This window comes from Enterovibrio sp. QJM3NY_24 (assembly GCF_057786035.1).
Window position 1 is genome coordinate 562,826 of the sequence record NZ_CM173520.1, and the last position, 21,797, is coordinate 584,622.

Below are 21,797 nucleotides of genomic sequence, written 5' to 3' on the forward strand. Positions count from 1 at the left end.
CTTATTAAGTCTTTCATAAACATCGCTATTCAATCACCATGGCGATGTGTTGACGGCGGCGCGCAGGGCTCATAGCCAGAATGTCGTGGCTCGACCAACCATAAGCAGACGCAAGAATGTGCACGTCCCACAGTTGACGCTCCACGTCGGCAGCCAACAATGCCCAAAACTGACTGACAATATCGAATTGGTGTGCAGTTTCGCCTCTGCACTCTGGGCAAGAGGCATTGAGCGAAACAATGGTAAGCGGTTCAATCGCTAACATTTGCGCTTCGAGGGTTTGGTAGAAACCTTCCCACGCGGAAACTGGGTCGTCCTTCTGCGTGATTGCAGTGGCGACATCGTTATAGCTTTCAGGTGCCAGCACACATTGTGCAAGCTGTGAAAGTGGAGAATGGGCAGACGCGAGCAGGTAAAGATCACCGATTGTCGGTAGACGAAATCGACAACTGAACTCGTCGTCATTCATTGACACGTAATGAGGAAGATACGCCTCTGTGTTGACTGAATCTAAATGGCAGGCCGTTTTAAGGCGGTCTGAACTTGTCGCTAAAACGTCGGAAACACGAAAAGACAACTGGGTTTTGGTATCGCATGATGCGCAAGGTGACGTCACCGTGATGTTTTCACCAAACTCACAACGATAGGCGAGAAGTAGAAAGTGGTCGCGACCTGCCAGCGTCCATTCGCCAACATCTTCATCTGACGGCTTTGGAAGATACGCGGCGAGCAAAGCCAGATTGCGATCGGGTGGCGACATATCAAGTGCCTTTTCCCAAAGCGCAACGCGATCATTGTCATTGAGTGCCGAAATCGTGACACGCATAGTGGATCACTCACTGTTCCGGATGCACAAAGCTAGGTTCTTTTGGCACTGTCACTGCATTACGCTCCCACCCTTCATTTTCAAGTTTTACCGATTGGATCATAAATGCAGAACTTGATGCATCGAGCGCCGGAATAGCCTTGTACTCTGATACCCAGCATTGGAAGAGTGTGTAACTCATGACCTTTTGCCCTGCTTCATTTAGCACGTCAAGAATGAGTGTTTTGCGAAAATCTGCCAGTGAAACTTCACCACCCAAATCTGTGCCAATTCGCCAGACTTTGTTAGCCCATTGCTCAAATTGCAGATTTTCCGTCACACCACGTTCAAGGGTGATGGCTTCAAATTTCACTTGGTCCGGTGATTTGCGGGTATGAGAAGGGTCTCCCCCTTCGCGATACTCCATCACTTCGACAGAACGGCTGAGACCCGATACTTTTTGCACCGCCGCGAGCACATCTCCACCGGCTTCCTTGATGATAAATTTGTAGCCGGGATAAGGCACAATACGTTGACCATTCACGTTGAGCTGAGACATGTCGCCCCCTCGCTATTTACCGAAGAACACTAAACCAATAAAACCGAACAACACGGAAACGAAAAATGATTTCCAACAGACCTGCGGGCTTTCACCAACAGGTAGAAGGATGATTACCCGCCGCTGTTATTCATCAATTGCAGACTCACAACCACAAATTCCGCGGGTTTTAACGGCGCGAAACCCACGAGCACATTCACCACGCCCGCATCGATGTTAGCTTGAGTGGTGGTTTCCGCATCACACTTGACACGAAATGCCTGCTCGGGTGCCGTGCCCTGAAATGCGCCTTGTCTGAACAGTCCCTGCATGAAATTACCCACCGCAATGCGAATTTCTGACCAAAGCGGTTCGTCATTGGGTTGGAACACGGCCCACTGCAAGCCTCGGAACAAGGACTCTTCGATAAACAACGCGGTTCGCCGCACGGGAATGTAAGTCCATTCAGACGCCAATTCGTTCGCGCCACGCAAGGTTCTTGCACCCCATGCAATGTTCCCGCTGATCCCGCCGTTTCTAAGGCAATTAAGACCGATAGGGTTTAGCTGCCCAATTTCGTTATTGGTCAGGGCATGATTAAAGCCAATCACATTGCGAAGACTTGCCGTTATCCCTGCTGCTGCTGTCCAAATACCCGCTTCGGTATCTTTACGCGCGTAAAGCCCAGCAATCGTGCCACTCGGGGCGATGGTTCTGAGTCGGTTTTCATTGTTGGGGTCAGGAACCTGAACCCGAGGATAGTAAGCTGCCGTGTTACGATGACGAAGGCCTGCACCTGCGACTTCATCAAGCCAATCTATGGCCTCGTCAACACTGTTTGCATCTGCAGGTGGGTCAATCAATAAGAAGGCACGCTGCTCTTCGCAATAGCTCATGGCAGGGCTTATCACGCTGGACATATTGGCAACCGAACCCAAATCTGACGCTTCAGGTATGGCGAGAAGATTGAATAAATCCACATCTTCCAAGGCATAAAAACCCGTGCGCAATGCCCGATTCCCACGCAGTTGCGCAGCGGTAGGAGCAGCAGCTGCATCGACTCCCGCCGTCGCAACGGTCTGATGCCCAGCCGGTGCAGCGGTATTCATGGCGTATTGTTGAACATTGGCGGTGACACTGCCGACTAAGCCGATTACGGTGCCGAAATCACCGACTGATTCCGCCACGGACACCACTTGTCCTGCGCGATATTCGGCGCTGTTTCTGCCAGTGAAAACACCTATTCTTGTGCCGCGCACCACCACTTGGCATTGTGCCCAAAGCGGATCGGCTGGCCGTGTATCGCGGATCGCGTTTTGCAGCATCAATGCGGCATCAGCGATAGTCACCGGTTTAGTGGTGGCATCCACTGTCACGTCATGCGCACCCGTCCCTAAATCAACCTGCAAGGTGTTGGCATCGGCCATACCCGCATACTGCGTGGTGTCCTGAACATCGGAGTAAAATCCGGTCGGAGCCGGCATGTCGGTATTACCCGCCGTGGTAAGTTGCACCATCATTGAATCATCATTGACGACATTCAATACATAGCGAGGATGGGTCGCCAACATGGATACATTGCGGTAGGACTCGTTACGAACCGGAATTTCCAGCCCATCAACGTGGCGAATTTCGGTCACCGCGAGATTGAACAACGCGGAGGGGTCTGACGATTGATAATCAACATCGACCCGAATGTGGTTGTTCCATCCTCCGGGATCTTGAACCGCATTGTCCTGAAATTGTCGTCCGGCAGAAAAAGTGAGCGAGGTTGCGCCATTCCAGCTTTGCGCTGTTAGGTTGCCGTTGGTACCACCACCAACTCGCACCGCGATTGCCTCACCGCCGCCGTTGATATAAAACTGCGAGAGCGCATAGCTGGTTTCACTGTCCGTATGCACGCCGCCGAAATTCGTATCGAAATCGCCGACATGGAACATACGCACAGGGACATTGAGAGGGCCGCGGGAAAAACCACCGACAAACGCAGAAATGGATGTGGCAATACCGCTAATTGATCGGCTACCACTGGGAATTTCTTGAATATAAACGCCGGGATATGTCAGTGCTACTGGCATGGGTGACCTCCTCTACCAAGACAATGGATCCTTAATGATTGGCGTTAACTTGTGGTAGGAATGCCCTGACTCAAACCCAATGATAAAAACCTAAATTAGCGTTGTTAAACGGATGGGGAATAAGTCAGGGTTGCATACCACGACAGACACAGTATCGATCTTACGATACACAAGATCATGGTCAATATTTGACCGCACCACTGTCTTAAAAATTGGAGCGTGCGATTTTAGAAGATCGTATAGCGGAAAAAGAACAGTCGTATTAATGACTAATTTTCAAGTGATTAGGTGAAATGTAATCGTTCTTATTTATTGATGAAATAAGGGAATAAGCAGCGACCAATACTCTCTTTATTGTCTAACTTATTAGTCTTGATGACTTAAAGGCTAGATTTATTGATATACATATTACTGCTTATTAACGTCCCCCTATTCTTGTATTCCCAATCAGCCTCTCAACATATGTGACAATCATATCGACACAAAAAAAGCTGCAGAGGCAGCTTTTTAAATCGAGGATGTAAAGCGGATTACTTGCTGACGAAATCGCGAATATAATCCATTTGAACTTGCTTGGTGAATGCACCAGGGCGGAGGGCTTGTACTTCGCGAATAATGTCGTCCAATTCCCACCCACGCTCTAGCAGCAAGTGCGCAGCCATTAAACCCGTGCGACCTGACCCGCCCATGCAATGTAACGCCACTTTTTCACCATTGGCGATGGCCTGATGCAAGCGAGGTTGGCACTGCTGCCAGCTTTGCACAAACACGGCTTCCGGCACTTCATCGTCTTCAATCGGCGCATGGAACCAAGCGATACCGACTTGCTCCGCGCAGTCACTCAATTCGGTTACACCTTTTTTCGCCATTTCGGCGTGGTTAATCGCCGTCACTATTACGGTCACGCCTTGCGCTTTAAGTTGCTCTAAGCTTTCCTTTAGTGGCGTGCCTTTGGTGCCAGGGCAAGGCGTTAAGATCAATGCGCCCGTTTCTACAGGCAGTTCCCATATTGGATGTGTCATTTATTTCCCTTTGATCCTTTCATCTTGCTGATTTTGGTTGCGATGCTATTTTGCCGATAAAGTATTGCAAATTAAATAGCGATAGTCGTTGATGATAACGATCAAAAGCCTCAGAATAGCGCCCCTTTCCCTACTGACTTGGCGAATGTGCCATCAGCCGTCCATTTTGGGACGTAATCTTATTGAGAATTATAAATATGGGTTTTACCTCGTTAGGTCTTTCTGCACCAATCCTTAAAGCGATACAAGAGAAGGGTTACACGACGCCTTCTCCAATTCAGGCACAGGCTATCCCTGCTGTTCTGGAAGGCAAGGATGTCATGGCTGCAGCACAAACCGGTACAGGTAAAACCGCTGGATTTGTCCTGCCAATCCTTGAAAAACTGAGCCAAGGTGAACGCGCAAAGCCAAATCACACTCGCGTTCTTATCCTAACGCCAACGCGTGAACTTGCCGCGCAGATCCATGAAAACGCCGTGGTTTACAGCAAGCACTTGCGCCTTCGTTCAACGGTTGTTTTCGGTGGGGTGAAAATTAACCCACAAATGACAGCACTACGTAAAGGTACTGAGATTTTGGTGGCAACACCGGGTCGTCTTCTTGACCTCTACAACCAAAATGCCGTGAAGTTCTCTCAGCTTGAAGTGCTGGTTCTTGATGAAGCTGACCGCATGTTGGACATGGGTTTCTTCCGTGACATCAAAAAAATCCTAGACCTATTGCCGAAAAATCGTCAGAACCTGCTGTTCTCAGCAACTTTCTCTGATGAAATTCGTCAGTTAGCAAAAGGTTTGGTCAACAACCCAGTTGAGATTTCAGTGACGCCTGCCAACTCGACGGCGCGTACTGTTGAGCAGTGTATTTTCCCTGCCGACAAGAAAAAGAAATCAGCAATGCTGACTAAGCTAATCAAAGAAGGCAACTGGCGTCAGGTGTTAGTCTTCAGCCGCACAAAACACGGTGCAAACAAGCTTTCGCATTTCCTCAATGAAGAAGGCATTACCGCTGCACCCATTCACGGTAACAAGAGCCAAGGCGCGCGTACTAAAGCACTGGCTGATTTTAAATCTGGCGAAGTGCGTGTGTTGGTTGCCACTGACATTGCTGCTCGCGGCATCGATATTCCACAGTTACCACAAGTGGTTAACTTTGACTTGCCAAACGTTGCGGAAGATTACGTTCACCGTATCGGTCGTACTGGTCGTGCTGGCGAAGTGGGTAAAGCCATCTCGTTGGTTTGTGCTGACGAAGCGGACGATCTGTTCGGCATCGAGCGTCTGATTCAGCAATTGCTGCCACGCCAAGAACTGCAGGGCTTTAAGCCAAGCATTCCAGTGCCAGAATCTAAACTGGATTCTCGCCCAATCCGAGCCAAGAAACCGAAGAAGCCAAGTGCACCAACAGGTGGACGCCGCTCTTCTAGCTATAAAGGCAATGGTGACAAGGCCGTATTTGAAAATCGCAAGCCACGCCAAGGCGGACAGCAAGGTCAAAAAGCGGAAGGCACTGGCGAAGGCCAAGCACGTCGTGAAGGCACTGACCGTAACAGCAACAGCCGCAACGGCAACAATGCAGGCCAAACGCAATCACGTGGTAAGCCACAAGGTAACAATGGTCAACGCCCACAAGGCAACAACGCAGGCAAACCCGGCGGTAACCGTCGTCGTACGCCGTCAAAAAGCGCCGCAAACGCGAGCTAATGTAGCCTGAAAGCAACGCACAAAACAGAAAGCCAGATCGTTTGATCTGGCTTTTTTTATTTGGTTTATCACCTGTTTCAGCGCAACAAAAGACCTTATTTTACTCGCATCTTGTATCAGTAGTTTCACCTTGCCCCACTACGCACTCATATCAACGCCTCCCACTAAAACTGCAATAATCTCATTATCTTACGGTTTAAAAATGCTCACTTTGTGCACATACACAACACTCGTTCAGGTTTTTGCATATAAAACTCGTCTTTACCTTAATTTTGCAGTAAAACGTGCCGCTTTTTCATTAAGTACCTCATAGAAAAGCCCCCTCCATTTATCTGCCGTTAAGTGGCACATTGGAACAATAATGCATAATAAAAAACGACTTTCCATGCTCATCATTGCCCTCCTTGCAGGGTGTAACAGCGAATCATCTATTCCCCTTCAGCCTGATGTTGACGTTGAAACACCAGCCCCAGTTCTTCCTGAAGAAGGAACTGATGGCTCTCCCGATATGGGTATGCCGGACCCAATAATTGCTGGCGAATTCTCCCTAGATGGCACCAAGGTATTTGGCGCTTCGGTCACCTGTAACGGTGAACAGGCGAATGCGTTTGAGTTCTCTCAAAACGATGCGGTTGTTTGTGAATACAACGGCACAGTACTGGCCTCTTTCAGTCATATCTTTGACGAACAACCATCGGGAACCCGCGAGGCCATTGTTCGTCATCGTCTTTCACTGAAAAGTGCGAATGAATTTGCCAATAGCCCAGACAAATTGCGTAATGCACAAGCATTGATCACTTCTGTTGCACCGATTCATGGCAATCAAATTGATTTCCCTTCGATGACAACCCAAGATGAACTCGTGTTTTCTTCGACTTACAACAATGACCTGTCTTTAGCACCCGTAGACTTCGACAAATTACTGGAAGAAGAGCCAGCTGAAGAGAACCTTGCTGACAAACTGCCTAGCACCCATGTGCCAGATGTTGAACCCGAAGTGTCAGAAGGCACATCGACAAATCTAAATGGGAGTTTCGTTTCCGCTAACGCCGAAGAGTCCTATCAGTACAAACCAACAGAAACGATTCTGTCTAAAGCGATCATCACTGATTCGCATGGCAAGCCCGTTCAAGGTTTGTCTTACTTCTGCCGATCTTCTCGTGGAAAAACTAACGCGTCAGGTGAGTTTGAATTTGTGTGGGGCGAAACCCTCTCATTCGGTATCGATACCTTTGAACTCGGCGGCCTTCGCGCTAACCAAACTAGGTTTACGCTGGCTGATTTAGGCGTTGAGCAACGTGGGCGCAATGCTGAAGCACTGGTTCATCGCTATGCGACCAAGCAGGGGGAAACACTCTCAATCAATGACACCGTTGAACGCGTATTCGCGCAATACCCTAACGTGATCAACGAAGCGATCTCGCTGTCTCTTAACGACAAAGACACCGAGCTTGAAGTGGGTGGTGGTCAAACCCAAACCGTCCCTGCCGAGTTTGAACATCAGTTTGAACGTGGGATTGCAAAACAAATCGATGACGCCATTTGCGGGGCAACCTGTCATTCTTCAGCATTTCGTTTTGACGCTCAACCGGACGTTCGTGTTGCTACCGACGAGTTGCAAAACATTCAAGAAGACATCAACAAGCTTTGGGGCATCAACGATGCCGTCACCCAAGGTTGGAAGCCTGTCGATAAATTCCATGTTTTCGCCGATGCAACTTGGTTTTATGGCAGCGTAGGCACCGCGCGTGGACAAGCGGCGGTGAATATTTCGAACCGCGCATTCCCTGTCATGATGGCGCGTAACGACAATAACTATTGGATTGAATTCGGTCAGCCTAAAGCCTACGACGAGCGTGACTTAGCGTACATCACCGAATCCCCTACTGTGAAACCTGATTTAGCGGGTGCTAACACTGCCACCTATGGCCTGCCGTTTGTCAGTATTGGTGAATTAGGTAAAGGCAAAATCATGGTAATGGGTAACGCCCGTTACAACTCCATTTTGGTGTGCCCAGACAACTATTCTTGGGGCGGTGGTACCCAATGTACCAATGGGAAAGATGGCGATGACATGAAGCATTTCTTCAACAATGTTATTCGCTACCTTACAAACCGCAACGCTGATGAGCGGATCAAAGTCGGCACCAATATTCCTCACGTGTATTTTACCCGTGCAGGGATCACGTTGGGCGAAAAAGCTGATTACGTGATTGCTGATGATTTCAATGTGACCACCGAGCAAACTCAGTCGTTTGATGGCATTGACCCGGCGGATACACCGCTACTGATCATTAACGGATTCGACTACAACGGTCCAACGGGTGACTATTATCTTCCACCTCACACCGCCAATACCCACAGTCCTAAATTGAGCCAAGATGACACCACGGCACTGATGGAATACGTGTCTAAGGGCGGTAGCATTCTCGTCATGGAAACCTTACGAGCAACCAATGACGCTGGGGAGCTGGGTCGCTTGCTGGACGCGGCTGGCATTGCTTTTGGCATGGGTGAAACTGTTGTGCCAAACGGTAATGGTCCGAACGATGGTTATGCTGATCGCGTGCGTTCACACCGTGAATATGGCCTTTACATCATTGAACGTTACGCGGCTATTGATGGTGAAATCGGCGAGCAACCAAAACTGCCTTACAACATTGATGAAAATGGCAACGTGACTTGGGATTTCATCGAAAGCGGTAAACCCGATGATAAGCCCAATCTGGAAACTGCTTATTACGTAGAGAAAGGCGAAGACGGTGAAGACGTTGCTCATAGAGCATTTATTCGCGAAGAAGACCATTTCGTCCGTGATGACAACGGTCATATTGACGTATCACATGGCGAGCCAGTCATTGATACCAAGTCACTGCGTAAAGCCATCAATGATTTACTGAGTAAATTTTCCGTCGAGGGTCAGCGTACCTACCAAGCATGTACCGACTCTAGCTACCACTATGAAATCAACTGTCTTGAGTATCGTCCTGGAAATAACGTTCCGCTGACTGGCGGCATGTCTCGCCCAATCTATACCAAATTGGATTTGGGAGACAAAGAAGCACGCGCCATGATCAAAGCGGCGGACTTGGGCACCAACATTGAGCTTCTGTACCAACACGAGCGCTATTTCCGCACCAGTGGTCAACAAGGGGAACGTTTAAGCAGTGTCGATCTTAATCGACTCTACACCAACATGTCTGTTTGGCTGTGGAACGATCTGGATTATCGCTATGAAGCGAGTCTTGATGACGAACTGGGCTTCGAGAAATTCACCCAATTCCTAAACTGCTATTCACAAAACAAGGGCGCTCAGGGTACGCGTTGCCCAGAAGAGCTTGGCAATCAACTGGTTAACATGGCGATGATCTATGGCGCAGATGCCGGTGAATATGCAGGGCTAATGAACCCAAGCTACCCGCTCAACTACATGGAAAAACCACTCACGCGTTTGATGCTGGGGCGTTCTTTCTGGGACTACGACATCAAAGTGGATATCCGCCAGTTCCCGGGTGAACCAGACGGAGCCAATACGGGCAAAGACCTGACCTTTGATATGAGTGGAAATACCGTTGCTTACTACGCGGACAACCGACAGGCCACGGGGCAATGGGCGGTGGCGCATAAGCCCGTTACGGTCTCAATCTCAGGTAACACTTCACCCGTGACATTGACCGTTAGCCTTCATGACGATCTGACTGGTCGTGACAAACACGAGCTTGCACTAAAACGACCACCCCGCATGCAACAAAGTTATTCGGTGACAAGCAGTGGTGAATTTACTGTGCCTTATGGCGGCTTAATCTACGTTCAAGGTGGCAATAGCAACGCAGTTAATATCTCCTTTAACGGCACAGTCGCCGCGCCATTGTTTGACGGTAGTAAGGGAGAGTGGGTGAATCCCCAGCACTCCCCTGCCCCAATCGGTGATGTGGTGTCCAACAGCTTTATTTACACCGCTCCAAAAGCCAACTTGATCGCAGCAAACATTGATGGTGGCATCGCACAGTTTGCTGCAGATCTCGATACTTTCGCAAAAGATCTCAATGACTTTTATGCGAGAGACGAAGGCATTAACGGACAACACAACCGTGCAGCGACGCACTCAGACACACCAAATAATCGCCATGCGTTTGTTAACGATGTTGCCATCAGTATTGGTGCCGCTCACTCGGGTTATCCGGTGATGAACAGCAGCTTTAATGCCGACAGCGAAAATATACCGACAACGCCTATGAACGATTGGTTAATTTGGCATGAAGTCGGCCACAACGCCGCTGAAGCCCCACTGACAGTGGAAGGTGCGACGGAAGTGGCCAACAACGTACTGGGTTTGTACATGCAGCAAAAGTACCTCGGAACCATGTCGCGCGTTGAGCGAGATATTCGCATCGCACCCGATTTTGTTGCTGCTGAAAACGGTCACGCTTGGGGCGCCGGTGGCGCGGGAGAGCGCTTACTGATGTTTGCACAACTGAAAGAATGGGCAGAAACAGAGTTCGACATCACCCCTTGGTATCAAGGCAGCATACCTGCATTCTACAACCAAGAAACGGGTATGAATGGCTTCAATCTGTTCAAGTTGATGCACCGTTTGACGCGCAATCAAATGGAAGAAGCCGTTAGCTTAATGGGTGACAACAAGTGCTATCAGCAAGATCTGGGGAAAAGTGACGCCTTGATGCTGTGTGCGTCTTATGCCGCTCAAACTGATTTAACCGCCTTCTTTGAAGCGTGGAACCCAGGTGTCGTGGCGAGTATTTTGCCTGGCGTTTCCAAACCGCAATACTCAGGAGGGGTTACTGATCAAGGTCTTGCTACAGTTCGTGCGTTAAAGCTTCCGCTTCCTACACGCAATCCACTTGCGATTGATTCGGTGACGGTGGGAGTGCCAGCTCTGTAATCATTAAAACAAATAAAAGAAGGGAGCCATTTGGCTCCCTTCTTCGTGTGGCTCACAATGGACTTGGCCTATTGCTTTGTAATGAGTCTGTATTCCGTCAACGTCAGAATCGCACTTTCAAGCACTTCTAAGCCTTGGTTGCTGTAACCATAAAAGTTTGGCGTTACCGCGCCTCTCAGGCTTACCACCATTTCGGTAATATCATCACCTAACATCAAGCCATCCGATAACTCGGACAACAGACGTTGCTTCTGTTCGTCTAACGGCTCAAGAAACTCGCTGTACCCTGCGACAGAGCTATAAAGATTACTGAACGTTCCCGTCGTATTCTCTTCAATGTAGTAGCTCACTGAACGTGAGAAGTTAACACGAATATCGCTCACGCTTTCATTGGAAGAAAATGCGGTTTCTAACAGTTCCTCACCACCCGCATGCTCCGCGCTATTCGGTGTATAACCTTCTTTCGGAAAAACAAGGAAAGCCGTAATTGCGCCATCACGAGTCACAGCAGAAAGCACAAAACGCTTGTCGTTGTAATATTTGATGAAATCGCCAGACATCGATTTCTTAATGTACACAGGCGCGCCAAAGGTTTCCTCAAGCACATCTTCAGACGCGCGTATATATACACGTTCCAGATTATTGTGTGAAGGAATATCCGTAAACTGAGAAAGCGTAATGTTATACACCTTATCAATTGCATCCATGGTGTCGTTAAGCCCACCTAAGGCAATGGCTACAATGGAGACAAATGTGATTGTCTTGGCCCATTTCTCTCGTACACGTTCCTTTAAGTTACTACGCTGTATTTCTTCAAGTACCTGCGTTTCATTTAGCTCGTTGGCTTCAACCACCGACATGCATTACCCCTTCAAATCTTCCAGTTTTTCTATCGCGGTTTCAATAACGTGTTCGCTGAACGCTTCGATTTCATCTTGACTCACGTACTGCTTGATATCATCAGCAAAACGCACACCGATAAATACGCCAATGCCCATAAGGCCAAAGACAAAAATCCTAAACATGTCTGTTCTCCAAAGTTATTGGTACATCGCGATTCGACCCTTTACCTTTCGCAGGTAATTTTTGGTTTCATCGTAAGGTAGATTTTCAAGCAGGTGGTTATACACTTCGTCCGGCGTCATGCTGTTGATCACCACTGCGGCTTTACGAATGTTGGTCGACCTGTCTTTATTGAACGCTTTTGCAACGTTGCCAGCACCGGTGTTGTAAGCCGCAATCACACAATAAAGGCGAGCTTCTTCGTTGGTAACGAACTTCAGATAGCGCTTATCCAAGATATTGAGATAGGCAGTGCCCGTCTCCACGTTAATAGGCGGAACGTAGAGGTCTGCTGCCGACATTGGAGAATCGATCTTACGGAACAATTTGTTCACGTCGTGACCCGCACTGTTCGGCACAACTTGCATCAAGCCAAAAGCAGGAACATGTGATTTCGCATCAGGGCGGAAAGAAGATTCACTGTGCATAATTGCCATGACAAGCGCAGCATCAATTTCCCAACGCTCGCTTTCTTTTTCAACCAATGGTTGAAAGGTAGATGCGCGTTTTTTTAGTGAGTTTTCTGGTAATTTTACTTTGTAACTCACCACTTTCTTGTCGGCCTTAACGCTTGAAGTTTGCACTTGCGCGACTTTGGTTTCTGCAGGTTTAACCTTGGTAGCCACTGAAGGTTGCGTCTGTTGACCTGGCGTCACAGCAACCGCTGGCACCTTAGATATTACGTCCAGTTTCGAAGGTTCACCCTTGGCTAATTCTCCCTTGGCTAATTCGTCTATCTGGGTGACTATTTTTTCGGGTTTCACCGTTACCGCCAGCTTCGCTTCAACCTTTGCGATGTCTTCTTTAGATGAAATTTCAGCGGGTGACGTTGCAGCTACTGTTTCAATATGTTCAATAGGTTTGATGTTGACCTTCGGTGAACTGACAACGTTTTCGGCAACAGCGGTTTCTGCAACTTTGACAGATTTCGCCTCAACAGTTTCAGGAATACCCAGCTCTTTGCGTTTGGCTTTGAACTGTTCACTTATCGACGTAATTCGTGGTGCAGCAGTTTGTAGAAGGGCGATTTTTTTCTTATGTGCACGTTCATAAATAAAAGATTCTGGAATCCCGGTATTTGAACGGATCAGTCGCTCTGCTTGAACGTCAAGTTCACGCATTTGCACCTGAATTTGATCGATAATGAACTGCTTTTCAATGCCTTCTTGCACTGACGAATAATCAACATAAGCGACGTCTTCACTCGCATTTTCAAGTGACAGTGTTTGGCCATCAACGTCCAATACCTCAAGCGCTTCTCGTGCCGATGATGTGTCTTGGTCTGCATCAACTAACACTGAAATGGTCGCCGTATTATCATCATAATCAACGACTTTTTTCACTGTATTACTGTCTGAATATTCAACCGATTTGGTTGAATCAGACACTTCACCATTACCCCATTGGTCAATCAGCAATTCACGTTCTTTGTCTAAATTCGAGGTGTATTCATCTCGCCACGCTTCGTACTCAGACAAGTAGTTATCAAGCCATTGGTAAAACTCAGCGAATTTTTCTTGTTGAGGCTGATTCACCCGTTTTACTTCTCGATCTAACTCAGCAAAAGAATCTGCAGTCGCCAATGGAGAGGCAGCATTCAATACGACAGCGATACACACTGCCAACGCCTTTATTTTATTCGTCGCCATTTTCGGTACCTAGCACCATAAAAAAGAGGTTACCTCGCGATAACCTCATAATATCGATTCTTTAATTGCACAAAGCGCTTAAAGTTGTTTCAGAGACTCAAGCGTTTTTGCCAAATCATCGGCCGCTTGCTCGTTGTTGAATTGATTCCACAACGTTGCATCTTCGCTGGCAGCGTCAATCACACTGTTTCGGTTAGCTTTGTAGGCTTCTTTGTCCATACCGACAAGCACATACAATCCACCTGTTGGACTTACTTGGCTGACCAGCACACGGCTGTCTGTCAGTGAGCGAGAAACGACTGTTTTGGTCACATTTTCAAACGTTTCCATCACAGACTCATTCACGCCTTCAGCAGTATTTGTGGTAACAGATGCTTCTACTGCTTGTTTGAACATGTTATTCACGTCAACCTGAAACTGAGACGCCAAAGCAACACGCGCTTCATTCGCTGCCACTTTGCGCATCACGCTCATGCCCGCTGCGCTTTTCTTCGCATAACCTGTCGCAGCAATGCCGATGTCAGACGGCATCACATCACATACCCAACCTGGTGCTTCATCTTTCGGAGAATCAGGGAAAGTACATGCAGCAAAGTTTTGGCTTTGCTCAACGGTTGCGTTGTTAGAACAAGCTGAAAGAAGCAGTGCCAATGAGGCAGCAACTAGAGATTTCTTAATCATTAATTCATCCAGCTATTGGTCGTACACGCTATATCCCAAATCTCACACTCTTCAGGCACCAGTTTGGCGGTATCACCTTTGCGCAACTTCATCGACATTTCCTCGTCGATTGCGACCCATGAGAAAGTAGCTTTTACAGCATCACTTTCGTGTTCAACAACATAACCTTCACCGACGGTGTACGTCTCAACATGACCTTCGTCCGATTTGAATACTTGAGAGAAAGAGATGTCTGCACCAGGCTGAATACGCTTGTTTGACCCCATTTCTACTTTCACCATGGTGCCGTGCTCACACTGACGCATTTCCATCACTGGTGCCGAAGGCGCAAGCAGCTTTTGAAGCTCAAAGTTGTACTTCACTGATTTCGCAGCCGCTTCACTTGCCATTGACGTGTACTGCGCTTTAGAGATTGGACACTTAGAATTGGAGGTTTCAGAAGTAAACGTGTCGTAGCTTGCTAGCTCAATGCGCTGAACAAGGTTCATTTCTGGCAAAGACACCACTTTGGCAACGGCTTTCACTTCAGTGCGGAAATCACAGTGAGCCGGATAAACCGTGGTTTCTCCCTCGTCATCGGTTTCTGTACTGCGCTCAGTAAAACTGTATGAAAGATCGCTGGCTGTCACTTCGGTGATAATGGCCAGATCGGCGATTGGCACACCTTTTTTATTGTAGCGACCACTTTGTTCCGCTAACTTGATCTCGCCTTTCAGTTTGTTTGCCAACTTGCGATCAACCAGCTTGCTGCCAGTCTTTTCAATGGTGGCTTCTAGATCGTTACGGTAAACCGTTTGAAGACGGCCTTTCGCCGAGTCTTCAAAAGCCATGTCAACAGGCAGAACGATCACTTTAATGTCTTGCGCTTTTTTACCAGGAACCGCCGCCGTTTCAAGCTCGACTTGTGTATTTGGTAAACAAACATCATTCACTACACAGCCAGAAACTAAAGATGTAAGAGCCACTGCCACTAACGATTTTTTAAACACTTTTATTACTCCAGTGTAATATTATATTTTTTGTAATCCCAAAGACGGCCAAATGCCTTTCTCTTCTATTTGCGCAGAAAAGTGACGCTCCGCACCTTCATGGGAGAATTTGAAATTTGAAACTGAATTACCGGTTGAAATTACTTCACTCGTGGACAATGTTTGTCCTTTTTTATTTTTAAGTGATAGTTCTGTTACTTTTGTGGTGATAAATGCATCACCCACTTTATTTTTTCGATAATCCGAATTCATGGTCAAAATATGCGAGACAGATTGACTCATTTTTGTAGTGGTATTAATACCCACTGCACTGAATTTTTCTGCGACAAATGCTGCGCTTTTTTTGTCATTAGCATCAGGTTTTATGTAAACAAAAATACTGGACTTTACTTGGTCCACTGTTGCGATCAATTTGGGCAGATGGATAATTTCATTTGCACCTTTCTCGTTCATCGTTGAAAGAATACCGATGCGCACATAAAGCTCTGACAATTCGTCTTCTAAATCGTTATTCTCTAACCACCACGTCAGCGTATCTTGATGTGACAGGTTCTTCAGCTGAGCCTCAGCATTGCTTTCGATTTGGCTCAGCTCGCTCTCTATCTGGCTTTTGATATTGTCACGCTTCACACGAGCCTGCACGTAATAGGCAATATCATTTTGCTCACTGCGCAGATATTCCGTGCCAATTAATGTTAGTTGCGCGGACTTTGCATTGACGGTGCTCTTTACATTTTCGTAGCTAAGGGAGCTGTCGTTAATTTGTCGAAAGCGGTCATCTTTGGTGAAAGAAGAATCTACCTGAGTCCATAGTTGTTCATTAATTTGGCTTAACGCGGATTTTTTCGCGAGATTTAGGCTGCGCCCTTCTCCCACCGAATAGATATAACTTGGATCGTTAACCGTCTCAACAATATACCAATCAGGAGGCGTGGTTGATTGACAGCCTGCGATAATCATAGGCAATAGAGCTGCGTAGATTTTTTTCATCATTTTTGGATACCGCCTAATCAGAGTGTTTTCTGAAAAATGCACATGAAGTTAGCGCAATAGTTAAACAACAAACCAATACGGAAAGTTGGACAACAACAAAACCAAACTCTCATTTAAAGAATATTTTTAATAAGGATTAATTCACAGAGTCAACCCCCTTCGAAATTATTGGCGGCATTATCTGGATAAAGATCTATTTTTTCAATACTAAAAGTAATGCTGACGTGAAAAAACAGGCCAAATCCTGACATTTAAATCATAAATAAAATAGACAATCTTAAACAGAGAATAAAATTCTACAACTAGGGTATATTTTAATTGGTATTCATTAGTTGGGATTATGAATTTTAATTGGAGAGACTTTCAACCCAAGAGTACTTCGAATTACTAAAGTCGCATTTAAAGAGGAAAAGGGAAAGATTAAACATTTAAAATAGGTGATAAAAAATGCGCCAATCTAATTGGCGCATTGTTTAATAAAAGTGACGTTCACGCTATTCACGGAACAAATTTTTGGGTAATAATTACCTCGATGCTAACGCCTTCTGCTTGGCCAGTAACCGCTGAAGCAACATTTTTTTCATGACCACTGATTTCAGATTCTTATCTAGTACTTCAAGTTCTGTTTCAGCTTTCATAAATTCACCTTGCTGAATCAACCGTTCTGCATATGTGATGCGAGCAATCAAAGGCGATAAGCTTATCGCGTAGTTTTCCAGACCAACGGCTAATGCCTGTACTTGATCTATCTTCCCTGTTCTCACAAGCAAACTCACATTAGCCGCGCGAGTCCTTGCTGTGACAAAGCGATCATTGAGTTCATCAAAGTCTGCCACAACGCCTGACTGCCAACGCTGAATAGATGCCGTCATTTGTTGTGCTTCAGGTGAATTCGGAAATAGATATTGAACACTCTCGGCAAGATCCAAACTAGAACGAAACGTATCCGAAATGTCCGCATCAGTTAGCAGTGATAACTTGTCGCTATAACGATTAAGCAGCTGACTCTGATGATGCTTCAGCCCCTGCGCGCCAAACTCAGATCGAATCTGCTGCGCCTCTTCCAAAGAAATGATCTTCGGTTCAGCAAGTGCAATAGTGAGTTCCGATGTTGGAGACGGACGACTACCCTGCACATATTGCAGGCCATAAAGAACCGCAGCCCCCAACATTGCGCCAAGCACGAAAAGTAACGCACTGGCGTTTTGCTTTTTCACCTTCACTTCAACAGGTGGTGGTGATATTGCAGCGTTCGGGCGGCTGCTGTTTTCAAGCCTGTCGATGTGCTCGAATATCGTGTAACCAAGCACATCGAGATCGGCGACTTTTTCGCTGCCTCGCTGCGAGAGGTTTCGATCGATAGCTTGCAATGCACGTTCACAACGATACAAGTCGCGCAATTGGCTGAGTTGTGGCTGCATCGCACGAAGCTCTTCACCAAGACGACCCAGCATCCAACGATAAAGCTCTATACGCTTGGCTTGCGGCATGGCTTGATCCACTCGTGTATCTCGAAGCACAGCCACTTGAAGTTCTAAGCCATTAGCGAAACCCGGTAAACCTTGTGTTTTCAGTGAGGCGACGGTGTAGTAAATCGCCACCAGCAAATCTGCCCCGTCGGTTGTCGCCACTTTCTCACACAATGTGCGCACTTTTTCCCAATCCACCGATCCCGCCAATGGGTTGAAACGGCGGTTTATCTCGTTGCGGATTTTTTGATAGTCGGCAGAGTCTTTTAGACGAGAATCATCTGCCGCTAACTTTACCCCATCGATGTCAGTTAACATCCATTGCGCCATGGTTATACGTCCTTAGTCATGACGTTAGTAAAGAGTACGCGAGAGCTTAAAGCCTCTAAATATGGACGCTGTAAACGGGTTGCTGTCCGCCTCTGAGTGCAGCCTATACATCACGTTGCCACTGTCGATATTGAAACGATAATCGACACTGGTTGCTGTTGAACCGACCACTTCGGCCTGCTCTAGCAAACGGAAGAATGCCCACGGGCCGCGAATACTGATGCTTCTTGGTGACGTGTTAGCCGCAACAGGCACCAAGGTTATTTTGCTCACCGCTGCTTCACGCAAGGTATTCGGCCATATAAGCCCTACATTCTTGCGCGGGCCATGGCTATATTCGACATACTGACCGTCAATGTTAATCACAGAGCGTCGTTTGTTGGCACTCAGCTCTACAGGTTCGAGCGTAAATTCAACATCTAGCACGCCTTTACGATTAAAGAAGGCCTGTTGAATATCACGTGCCGACTCAAGCTGGTTGAGTACGTCGTTACGAATCAACGTTTTCTCACCTTCTGCGGTATCGAAATTACCGGCATCTTCTAGGAACATTTTCAGATTGTTCTCATAGAAATCGGTCAGGATTCCGTTCGGGGCAAAGAAGGCTTCAAAATCTTCCAGCGCCACATCTTTGGTTGAAGCGGGGTTAAATGGATAACGCGACGCTAGCTTGGTTCGAAATTCGTTGTAAACATCTGTTGCCCAGCGCACTTCAAGGTAACGAATGGCTTCTTGACGAATCACATACCAGCTCTCATCCGCCAGTTTTTTCAGCATGGTGTCATAAGGCTGTGGCATGCCTGTCGAGATGCGCTCCAACACGTAAATTGGATCAGAGCTATTCAACGTCAAACGCGCTTTTGTGGCTTCTAGCGCCGCTTTACCCACGTCGGGTGAATCGTTGATAGATTTCATGTAAGCGGTCAATTGAGAAACGGCGTCCACCACTTCATCAAGGTAAATAGGCTTACCGGGTTCTGTAGTCGCTAAACCATTCAGCTCAGAAAACTGGTTATCAACCAATGCGGCAACACGGTAACGCGGCGATTTAGTCAGCTCATCACGTGCTGCATCGTTTTCTGGTAGCTGTGGGAACAAATCCGTGTTGTCTGTGATTTCTTCAAGCAGGCGATGCAAGGGTTGGTTGTTGCCCGTGATGCTTTCCAACACTAGTACGGCATTGTGAATATCGGGGAAGTATTTGATGTCGATGTCGTTCATTGCACGACGCCAGCTATCGGAATAATCCGCGATATATTGGCTGCGAATCTTTTCACGAAGCACGCGTTTGTCTTCATCAGAGAAATCAATCGATTCGGTTTGACCTAGAACCCAACTATCAACCAATGCGAGCTCAGATACAGAATCTGATTCTGGAATGAAATAACTGTTGAAGCCTTTCTTGGTCAACACGCGCGGAATTTCTAAATCGCGGCTCTCTTCTGTACGCTGAGTAAACACCACATCAAACACCGGTCCGATAGCCGTCGCCAGATCAACGGGTGCGCCGAGTGCTGATGTCGATGCTTGCTTAAGGTTACGATAAACACGCTGCTCAATCGGCATGCGACTCAGTTGTCTCTGCGTATTGGCAATGAGGTCATCATACGGCGAAAGAATCGCTTCTGCGTCTTCTTGCCCCGCATTACGATCGCCTTCCAGATCAGTGTGCTCCATGGCGTAATCTAAGTGCTGCATTAAGCGTTCTTGGGTTTGACGATCGCCCGGATACTGCTCTTGCCATTCTGCCGCAAAGTAGTTCTGCACCATGTTCTTATAACGGCCGTCATCATCTGTCATCATGCGGAACACGCGTAATGACGTCAGCATCTGCTCATCATCTTGTGCGCCTGCAATTTCAGCCGCCGCTGTTTTCAGTAAGGCGGGCAAATAGCGGTTCTCAAGAAGGCTCAGGTAAGTACGTTCTACTTCAGGACCAATCACATGGCCTTGATATAACCCGAGGTCAGAGAAATGCTGCGGCTTATCACGGAAGAAACCGAATTCCAGCGTGGCTTGTCGAATGGTATCAAGCGGCGCAAGAATATCGACACCGTTATCAATCACGACGTCAGACGAATAGTTGTGCTCGTATTCGTTTACCTTGGTGAGTACCGCATCCGCCTGCTCTACATTTTTCAGGTAATACTGATGCCATGAGCCAATCAGCAACACCGAGGCAATCGAGCAAGCAACGACAGACAGCATCATCACGCGACGTTTGGTTTTTGCTACACGGAAGTTATCTGAGGCTAAACCCGCTTCAGGGTAAATCACTTTACTGAACAAACGTTGCGTAAAGTAGGTGGTCGAATTATTGGCATTTTGTGCGCTATTCACTGCATGAGAAATGCCGTATCGACGCGATGCGGAATCAATAAAGGCATTCGTCGGTACGCCCTGTTGGTACACCGAGGTGAAATACACACCGCGCACTAGCGCAGACGTTGAGAATTGATCACTGCCGAACGCATCTTGCAGAAATTGCTTCAATACATCATGCATACCAGCCATTTGTCGGCTGAAGCTGTAAATCGCGGTGCGATCTTCACCATCATAGGTTTGCATCAAAATACTCGGCAGCATGCCGTTGATGCGTTCGACAAAGGCACCAAAGTCTTTGTCGAATTCATTGAGCCAGCTATCCAGGTCATCGACAGAATCGAGCGTAAAGGTAAAACCCAACACTTCTTCGCGTTCTGCCTTGCTGCAATGACGGAAAAACGGTTCAAAACCATGCAACAAATCAAGTTTGGTTAGCGACACATAAACAGGCAAACGCGTTGACAAGGTTTCCATCAGCTCGCGCAAACGGGTTCTCAGCAGGTTGGCATAAGCGCGACGCTCACTGGTGGTCGAAGTGGCAAGATTTGCTACATCTAATGCAATCACCACACCGTTCAAAGGACGGCGACTGCGCGTTTTTTCTAGCCACTTGATAAAGTGCAACCAAAGGCGGCGTTCAAGCTCACCTTCACCGTCGTTACTGGTGGCGCGCTGCGTGAGCAATTCGCCATCAGGGTCAATAAGCACTGAGTCATCACCAATCCACCAATCAAAGGAAAAGGGATTTTCACTTTTCTTACCTGAAGCTCGCATGACCGACGAGAACACAAAGTTCTGTCCAGAGCGATTGATCAAGCTGGTTTTGCCCGCGTTCTCTGGGCCAAGCACCAAGTACCATGGCAATGCATAAAGGTAATTGCGCTTATTAAGGCTTTTTTGCAGCGACGTCATGACTTGGTTAAGTTCCGATTCCTGACGCTCTTCAAAACGCTTAATCGGATCGTCTTCGAGCTGACGCTCGCGCGCTTGGTCAGCGTGGTAGCCTTTCAGTTTTCGCCACTGTAAGAATCCCCAAAGCGCAAGCCATGCTAGAGAGAAGATAACACTGGTAATCGCACGCGCAGTGATCGAGGCAAGCGGTTGGGAGTCGTTGATCGTGAGCCATGGGCCAGCCCACCAGATGGCAACGTTGAGCAACACAAAAATAGCCACCAATAATATGGGTAGTCCCGCTTTCATAGCAGGCAGCATTTTCTGTAGAAGCGATTTTAACTTGCTGAACATAATGTTTC

Annotated in this window: 14 protein-coding genes; 2 read left to right on the top strand and 12 right to left on the bottom strand. The window is 47.4% G+C overall.

Features of this window, described 5'->3' with window-relative positions; genetic code table 11:
• Positions 1-25 precede the first annotated feature (25 nt).
• From AC3CIC_RS18935 to AC3CIC_RS18950, 4 genes are all read right to left on the bottom strand, one after another.
• Positions 26-826, bottom strand: coding sequence for a hypothetical protein (locus AC3CIC_RS18935; RefSeq protein ID WP_488516712.1), 801 nt, complete (start codon positions 824-826; stop codon positions 26-28).
• Positions 827-836: 10 nt separating this feature from the next.
• On the bottom strand, positions 837-1,364 hold the full coding sequence (locus tag AC3CIC_RS18940; RefSeq protein WP_488516713.1) for a phage tail protein: 528 nt from the start codon (positions 1,362-1,364) through the stop codon (positions 837-839).
• Positions 1,365-1,477: 113 nt separating this feature from the next.
• The gene (locus tag AC3CIC_RS18945; protein WP_488516714.1) at positions 1,478-3,421 is read right to left on the bottom strand and encodes a phage tail sheath family protein; all 1,944 of its coding nucleotides are present in this window, start codon (positions 3,419-3,421) and stop codon (positions 1,478-1,480) included.
• Between the two features lie 530 nt (positions 3,422-3,951).
• Positions 3,952-4,443, bottom strand: a complete 492-nt coding sequence (locus AC3CIC_RS18950; RefSeq protein ID WP_488516715.1) for a cyclin-dependent kinase inhibitor 3 family protein — start codon at positions 4,441-4,443, stop codon at positions 3,952-3,954.
• A 197-nt stretch (positions 4,444-4,640) separates the two neighbouring features.
• Here AC3CIC_RS18950 and AC3CIC_RS18955 point away from each other — a divergent pair, with 197 nt between their 5' ends.
• Both AC3CIC_RS18955 and AC3CIC_RS18960 read left to right on the top strand, forming a co-directional pair.
• The gene (locus tag AC3CIC_RS18955; RefSeq protein ID WP_488516839.1) at positions 4,641-6,143 is read left to right on the top strand and encodes a DEAD/DEAH box helicase; all 1,503 of its coding nucleotides are present in this window, start codon (positions 4,641-4,643) and stop codon (positions 6,141-6,143) included.
• Between the two features lie 361 nt (positions 6,144-6,504).
• Positions 6,505-11,046, top strand: coding sequence for an SslE/AcfD family lipoprotein zinc metalloprotease (locus tag AC3CIC_RS18960; protein WP_488516716.1), 4,542 nt, complete (start codon positions 6,505-6,507; stop codon positions 11,044-11,046).
• Positions 11,047-11,114: 68 nt separating this feature from the next.
• Here AC3CIC_RS18960 and AC3CIC_RS18965 read toward each other — a convergent pair whose 3' ends face one another.
• From AC3CIC_RS18965 to tssM, 8 genes are all read right to left on the bottom strand, one after another.
• Positions 11,115-11,906, bottom strand: coding sequence for an ETEC_3214 domain-containing protein (locus AC3CIC_RS18965; RefSeq protein ID WP_488516717.1), 792 nt, complete (start codon positions 11,904-11,906; stop codon positions 11,115-11,117).
• Between the two features lie 3 nt (positions 11,907-11,909).
• The gene (locus AC3CIC_RS18970; RefSeq protein ID WP_016958835.1) at positions 11,910-12,071 is read right to left on the bottom strand and encodes a hypothetical protein; all 162 of its coding nucleotides are present in this window, start codon (positions 12,069-12,071) and stop codon (positions 11,910-11,912) included.
• 15 nt (positions 12,072-12,086) lie between these two features.
• Positions 12,087-13,757, bottom strand: a complete 1,671-nt coding sequence (locus AC3CIC_RS18975) for a transglycosylase SLT domain-containing protein (RefSeq protein ID WP_488516718.1) — start codon at positions 13,755-13,757, stop codon at positions 12,087-12,089.
• 78 nt (positions 13,758-13,835) lie between these two features.
• Positions 13,836-14,435 carry an LPP20 family lipoprotein gene (locus AC3CIC_RS18980; protein ID WP_488516840.1) on the bottom strand — a complete coding sequence of 200 codons (600 nt, stop codon included), beginning with the start codon at positions 14,433-14,435 and terminating at the stop codon, positions 13,836-13,838.
• Between the two features lie 2 nt (positions 14,436-14,437).
• Positions 14,438-15,427, bottom strand: a complete 990-nt coding sequence (locus AC3CIC_RS18985) for a hypothetical protein (RefSeq protein ID WP_488516719.1) — start codon at positions 15,425-15,427, stop codon at positions 14,438-14,440.
• Positions 15,428-15,448: 21 nt separating this feature from the next.
• A complete protein-coding gene (locus tag AC3CIC_RS18990) occupies positions 15,449-16,420 on the bottom strand; it encodes an LPP20 family lipoprotein (protein ID WP_488516720.1) in 972 nt (323 codons plus the stop codon).
• 524 nt (positions 16,421-16,944) lie between these two features.
• Positions 16,945-18,219 (bottom strand): type VI secretion system ImpA family N-terminal domain-containing protein, encoded by a 1,275-nt coding sequence (locus AC3CIC_RS18995; protein ID WP_488516721.1) that lies wholly within the window; start codon positions 18,217-18,219, stop codon positions 16,945-16,947.
• A gap of 24 nt (positions 18,220-18,243) precedes the next feature.
• Positions 18,244-21,789, bottom strand: coding sequence for a type VI secretion system membrane subunit TssM (gene tssM, locus AC3CIC_RS19000; RefSeq protein ID WP_488516722.1), 3,546 nt, complete (start codon positions 21,787-21,789; stop codon positions 18,244-18,246).
• Between the last annotated feature and the right edge of the window lie 8 nt (positions 21,790-21,797).